Origin of the sequence: Methylobrevis pamukkalensis (genome assembly GCF_001720135.1) — a bacterium.
Classification (GTDB): domain Bacteria; phylum Pseudomonadota; class Alphaproteobacteria; order Rhizobiales; family Pleomorphomonadaceae; genus Methylobrevis; species Methylobrevis pamukkalensis.
Window position 1 is genome coordinate 1 of the sequence record NZ_MCRJ01000171.1, and the last position, 5,842, is coordinate 5,842.

The 5,842-nt window shown below is 69.9% G+C and carries 4 protein-coding genes and 3 pseudogenes; 1 reads left to right on the plus strand and 6 read right to left on the minus strand.

The window, feature by feature from the left end:
* The 4 genes and pseudogenes from A6302_RS18965 to A6302_RS18980 form a co-directional block, all read right to left on the minus strand.
* A pseudogene (locus tag A6302_RS18965) lies at positions 1 to 1,065 on the minus strand (NAD-dependent dehydratase); the annotation flags it as partial.
* Positions 1,062 to 2,173, minus strand: a pseudogene (locus A6302_RS18970) (NAD-dependent epimerase/dehydratase family protein). The pseudogenes A6302_RS18970 and A6302_RS18965, both read right to left, overlap by 4 nt.
* Positions 2,174 to 2,270: 97 nt before the next feature.
* Positions 2,271 to 3,443, minus strand: a complete 1,173-nt coding sequence (locus A6302_RS18975; protein ID WP_069308342.1) for a zinc-dependent alcohol dehydrogenase — start codon at positions 3,441 to 3,443, stop codon at positions 2,271 to 2,273.
* Between the two features lie 10 nt (positions 3,444 to 3,453).
* Positions 3,454 to 4,065, minus strand: a complete 612-nt coding sequence (locus A6302_RS18980; RefSeq protein WP_083255909.1) for an SRPBCC family protein — start codon at positions 4,063 to 4,065, stop codon at positions 3,454 to 3,456.
* A gap of 387 nt (positions 4,066 to 4,452) precedes the next feature.
* On the opposite strand from A6302_RS18980, the gene A6302_RS18985 reads away from it, so the two are divergent.
* The gene (locus A6302_RS18985) at positions 4,453 to 4,872 is read left to right on the plus strand and encodes a cupin domain-containing protein (RefSeq protein WP_069308343.1); all 420 of its coding nucleotides are present in this window, start codon (positions 4,453 to 4,455) and stop codon (positions 4,870 to 4,872) included.
* Positions 4,873 to 4,914: 42 nt separating this feature from the next.
* On the opposite strand, the gene A6302_RS18990 is transcribed toward A6302_RS18985, so the two are convergent.
* Both A6302_RS18990 and A6302_RS21655 read right to left on the minus strand, forming a co-directional pair.
* Positions 4,915 to 5,544, minus strand: coding sequence for a Vgb family protein (locus tag A6302_RS18990; protein WP_069308344.1), 630 nt, complete (start codon positions 5,542 to 5,544; stop codon positions 4,915 to 4,917).
* A gap of 9 nt (positions 5,545 to 5,553) precedes the next feature.
* Positions 5,554 to 5,842: pseudogene (locus tag A6302_RS21655) on the minus strand (helix-turn-helix domain-containing protein); the annotation flags it as partial.

The following is a 5,842-nucleotide window of genomic DNA, read 5'->3' on the forward strand; positions in this document are numbered from 1 at the left end:
GTCCGCCAGCCGGGCGCCGAGCGGGCTGGCGCCGCCGACGATGACGATCGGCCGCTGCGGCGCCTCCAGCTCCGGCGCCTCCAGCTCCGGTGCGTCCCGCTCGGGCGCGTCGCGCTCCGGCGTGGTCAGGGCCAGCACGGTCTCCACGGCGCGCCGGCCGCCGCCCTGCAGCAGCCGCCCCAGCAGCTTGGGCCGGCCGGCTTCGGTCACCGCCCCGAGGTGATAGTGGCGCTCGTCGAAATGGTAGCCTTCCTGCACGGCCACGTCGGACGCGACATCCTGCCAGCCGTACCAGTAGACGCGATCGACCGGCATCGACAGGACGTCGGCGAAGCGCTGGACCTGGCCGATCTCGTCGTGCCGCCAGGTGGAATGGCCGGTCTCGGTGATCCAGAGCCGGACCTGCGGCGCATGGCGGGCGAGGATTTCGCGGGCGCAGGCGATCTGCCGCTCCCAGCCGATCCAGCCGCCCGCTTCGCTTTCCCAGGTTCCCGGAAAGCCGTGGAGGCCGACGACGTCCACGACGCCGAGCACGCCGCGCTGACCCATGAGATCCAGCCACTGGGCGTCGAAGGGACACGGCCCGCCGAGCACGGCGCGAAAGCCGCGCTGGCGGGTCCAGTAAGCGGCGGCGCCGACCATCTCGCAGAAGGCGTCCCAGCCGACATCGTCGCGCCAGTCCCAGTCGAGCAGGTTGTTCGGCTCGTTCCAGAGCTCGACATCGGTGAAATGGGCGCCGTAGCGGGTCAGGACCATGTCGACGAAGTCGGCATAGTCGCGGAGCCGGCGCGGCGCGCCGGCGGAGGTTCCTGTCCGCGACAGGGAAGGGGGCGTGTAGTGGATGCAGGGCAGAAGGTCGATCCGGGCGCCGAGCGTCGGGATCAGCCAGTCATACCATTCGGGGCCGCCGGGCGCGTGGAACTCGGCCCAGGACAGGTGCGTGCGCAGGTACCGCGCGTCCGCCGCGCGCATGCCGTCGAGGGCCTCCAGGACCCGGGCACGTTCCCCGGGCCGGAACCATTCGACGAAGCCGAAGGGGCGAGCGGCGTCAGGCACTGACCTCACGAAACGAGGCCGTGGCGTTCGAGCTGCTGGCGCATCTCCGGGCCCAGATCGACATGGTTCTGTCCCGCCACCCAGGCGGCGAGCTCGAGGAGCGACTCCTCGAGGCGGTGCGCGGGTGTGAAGCCGAGCAGATCGCGCGCCTTGTCGATGTCCGCAAAGCAGTTGCGGATGTCGCCGGCCCTGGATTTTCCGAGAATCTCCGGCTCGATGTCGCGCCCCATGGCGCCGGCGAGCATGCGGGCGACATCGGCGATCGCATAGGAATGGCCGCTGCCGACGTGATGACGTGGCCGTTGGCGGCCGGCGCCTCCATGGCGAGGCAGAAGGCTCGGGCGACATCGCGCACATGCACGAAGTCGCGGCGCTGCAGGCCGTCCTCGAACACCATCGGCCGCTCGCCCGCAGCGATGCGCGAGGAAAAGTTGGCGAGCACGCCGGTGTAGGGGTTCGACAGCGCCTGGCCGGGGCCGAAGACGTTGAAGAGACGCAACGCGACCGCTTCCCGGCGATAGGCTTCGGCAAACAGGAGCACGGCCCGCTCCTGCACATATTTGGTGAGGGCGTAGATCGAGGCGAGATCGACGGGCTTTTCCTCGTCGGTCGGCGCAGGGCGCAGCGTCTCTCCGCCCGCATGCCGGATATCCCAGTTCCTGCGTTCGATGTCGGCGGGCGTGCGCCGCTGCGCAGGCACCGGCCGGCCCGCGCCGTCGACATAACGGCCCTCGCCGTAGACGCTCATCGACGAGGCGACGACGATGCGGCGCACGGGTTTCTCCACGAGCGCCTGCAGCAGCACCGCCGTGCCGAGATCGTTGACCCCGACATAGCGGTCGATCTCGTACATGCTCTGGCCGACGCCGACCTCGGCGGCGAGATGGAACACGCCGTCGACCCCGTCGAGCGCGGTGCGGACCGCCTGCGGATCACGGATGTCGCCCTCGATGAAGGCAATGTCCGAGGGCAGGTCGGCGATCATGTCACGGCCGCGATGCACCTGCGGGATCAGCGCATCCAGGATCTTCACCTCGCATCCGGCGGCCAGCAGCTCAAGGCAGAGATGGCGACCGATGAAGCCGGCTCCCCCGGTGACGAGGTAGGTTTTCGACATGACACGACCCTTTCGGTGGCGGGGAGACTGATGCGGACAGGCAGCGGCACCGAACCGGCGAGGTCCGCCTTTGTTCCGCGCCGCGCCTGCGCGCCCGTCAGGTCTTCAGGACGACCTTCGTGGTGCTGTCCGGTTCGTCCGAGAACATCCGGTAGCCCTCGGCCGCCTGCTCGAGCGGCAGGCGGTGGCTGATCAGGAAGGTCGTGTCGATCTTCTTCTCGCGGATCATGTCGAGCAGCAGGGGCAGGTATTTCTGCACGTGGGTCTGGCCGGAGCGCAGCGTGAGGCCCTTCTCCATCACGGCGCCGAGCGGAAACTTGTCGACGAAGCCGCCGTAGACCCCGGGCACCGACACGCGGCCACCGCTGCGGCAGGCGACAATCGCCTGGCGCAACGCCGACGGACGCCCGGTTTCCAGCATCAGGGTCTGCTTGGCATAGTCGACGATGTTGTCCATCGAGAAGCCGTGGCTCTCCATGCCGACGGCGTCGATCACCGCGTCCGGGCCGATGCCGCCGGTCATGTCCAGCAAGGCGCTGTAGACGTCCGCCGAGCGGAAATCGATGGTCTTCGCGCCGAGCTTTGCGGCGAGGTCGAGCCGGGCGGGAAGATGGTCGATGGCGATGACCTGGTGCGCGCCCATCAGCAGCGCGCTCTGGATCGCGAACAGGCCGACGGGTCCGCAACCCCAGACGGCGACGGTGTCGCCCTCCTCGATCTCGCAGTTCTCCGCCGCCATCCATCCGGTCGGCAGGATGTCGGACAGGAACAGCACCTCGTCGTCCGACAGTTCGTCCGGCACCACGATCGGGCCGACGTCGGCGTAGGGAACCCGGACATATTCGGCCTGGCCGCCGGCATAGCCGCCCGTCAGATGCGCATAGCCGAACAGGCCCGCCGTCTGGTGGCCGAACAGCGTCTCCGGCATGTCGGCGGTCTTGGCCGGATTGGAGTTGTCGCAGGCCGAATACTGGAGCTTGCGGCAGTGGAAGCAGGCGCCGCAGGCAATGACGAAGGGAACGACCACGCGGTCGCCCTTCTTCAGCCGGCTGTTGCCCTTGCCGACCTCGACGACCTCGCCCATGAACTCGTGGCCGAGCACGTCGCCCGGCTGCATGGTGGGAATCACGCCGTGGTAGAGGTGCAGGTCGGACCCGCAGATCGCGGTGGACGTCACCTTCAGGATGATGTCGCGCGGGTTGACGAGTTCGGGATCGGGCAGGGTTTCGACGCGCACGTCGCGCTTGCCGTGCCAGGTGAGTGCTCGCATGTCGGTGTCCTCAGCTCTTCGGGGGATGGGACGAGGCGACGGCGACCTCGCCGGTCTCCATCCATTGCTTGAACCGCTTGAGATCGCGGCGGGTCTGGATCGCCGGCTCATGCTGGAACACCTTGGCGACGAGTTGCCCGATGCGGCCGGCCGGCGGGTCGTAGGCAATGGTGGCGTCGACCTCGGTCCCGCGGCCGCCGGGCGCGTCGCGAAACACCACCCGTCCGCTGTTGCGGATGTCGGAGCCGGCTTCGGACATCCAGGCGATCACCTCGCCCGGACGGTCTTCCGTGATGATCGAGACGAAGTCGACCGTCGTTCCGGCCGGCGCCGCCACCGTCCAGCGGGCGCGCTGGGGATCGAGCACATCGATCTTCTCGACATTCTCGAGGAACCGCGGCAGCCCCGCAAAATCGCGCCAGGCGTCATAGACCTCGCGCCGCGGTCGCTGGACGGTGACCGTCCGGCCGACGACGACGCTCTCGCGCCAGTTGTCCTTCGGCGGATTTTTCAGCGCCTTCTCGGGCGCGTCGCGGCCCGGGACTGCGGCCCGCCGATCGGCGATGCGCGCGCCGAGGGCGCAGAGCCCGGTGGCCACAGCAAGCAGGGCGATCGCGGTCATTCCGCCCTGCATTGCCGAAGATGTCCGCCGTGACGGGCGGCGGGAGCTGTGCCAGGTCATGTGTGTGTCCCCTTGAGGCTGCGACCGGAGAGGTCGTTGCTGTCGTGGGGATCGAACCGATGGGGCCGCCGCTTGTTCCACCGGCAGGGCCGCGGCGACAGGACGGGCGCGCCTCGGCACGTGCCGGAATTTGCCGCAGCCGGCGGCCGGTCCCGGCGGCGGTGCAACCGGTGAACGGGAGAAGCGGCCCGCGTATCGCCCTGTGCACCATGTCGCGTGACAGGCCCCTCCCGCCGCCACCGGTCCTTGCGTGGCCCGCCCGGATCGGCGAGTCTTGCCGGCAAGGGGGAGACGGCAGAGGGCCGTCTTCCGGGGGGAACATCGAACATGCGATTTCTGGCATTCGCGCTCGCGATGGGGCTTGGCATGTCCGGCGCTCATGCGCTGGAGGGCGTCACCGTCACGCCGCTCGTCACCAAGACCGAGACCGCGTCGGGGCAGCCGATCGTCCTGCCGCAGCGCGACATCCATGTGGTCGTGTCGCGCTACGAGATCGCGCCTGGGGCGACCCTGCCCGTGCACAAGCACCCGTTCGCGCGCTATGCGGTGGTCGAGACCGGCACGCTGGAGGTCACCAATGCCGCGACCGGCGCCAGCACCGTCTACGGCAAGGGCGATTTCGTCGTCGAGATGATCGATGCCTGGCACAGCGGCCGCAACATCGGCCCCGACGTGATCCGGCTGATCGTCATCGACCAGACCGAGGGCAGCGCGGCCAACACGATCCTGGAGCAGACCCACCCGTAGGCGGCCGGCAGGCGGTGCTGGGGGGCAACCGGAGCCGGGCTGTCAGCGCCGGCGGATCGCCCGGACCCTGCCGCTTCCCCCGCCGCCGCAGAAGAAGCGGTCGGCCCCGTCGGATTCAAGGCCCGAGACCCCGGTGCCCGGCGGCATCTCGATGCGCTCGATCACGTCCCCGCTGTCGGGGTCGATCCGCCGCACGTCGCTTTCCTCGTCCTGCCAGGTGCCGTGCCAGAGCTCGCCGTCGACCCAGGTGACGCCGGTGACGAAGCGGTCGGAGGTGATCGTGCGCAGCACGGCGCCGGTGTCCGGATCGATCTGGTGGATGCAGCGGTTGCGGTGCTGGCCGACCCAGAGCGTTCCCTCCGCAAAGGCAAGGCCCGAATCCGCGCCGTGGCCGGGCGCCGGGATCGTTGCCAGCACCGCGCCGGTGGCCGGGTCGATCCGGCGGATCACCGCCTCGGCGATCTGGAACAGATGGGTGCCGTCGAAGGCGGTGCCGGCATCGGCGGCGAGGGCAAGACTTGCGACGATCTCGCCGCTGTCCGGATCGAGCGCATTCAGCCGGTCGCCGGAGCCGAACCAGACGCGGGTGCCGTCGAAGCTCACGCCGCTGACGCTGGTCACGTCGGGATAGGGTCCGTATTCGCGGAGGATCTGGGCGGGTCTGGTTTTCATCGGGCCATCCTATCCGCCGTGCGGCGGGGCGGGGAGTAACAAGCCTGTCGGGAATCCCGGCACCGCCGGCGCCCGCCAGCGGCAGGCCCGGCCCCGGCCGAAGCGCTCGGCCCGTCCGGCCTCTGCCAGCGCCTCCAGCGCCCGCTGCACGGTGCGCGCGCTGACGCCGAGCGCCAGCGCCAGTGCCGAAGTCGCCCACGCCCTCGCCGTCCGCCAGCAGCGCCAGCACGTCCGCATGATCGCCCTCGGCGGGCGGGGCGAGCACGGCGACCGACCCGGATGCCGGCCGGAGCACGAA

Bases quoted from the DNA above. Each gene is read 5' to 3' on its own strand.
- A6302_RS18975 (WP_069308342.1), bottom strand. From the start codon at position 3,443: ATGCGAGCACTCACCTGGCACGGCAAGCGCGACGTGCGCGTCGAAACC.
- A6302_RS18980 (WP_083255909.1), bottom strand. From the start codon at position 4,065: ATGACCGCGATCGCCCTGCTTGCTGTGGCCACCGGGCTCTGCGCCCTC.
- A6302_RS18985 (WP_069308343.1), top strand. From the start codon at position 4,453: ATGCGATTTCTGGCATTCGCGCTCGCGATGGGGCTTGGCATGTCCGGC.
- A6302_RS18990 (WP_069308344.1), bottom strand. From the start codon at position 5,544: ATGAAAACCAGACCCGCCCAGATCCTCCGCGAATACGGACCCTATCCC.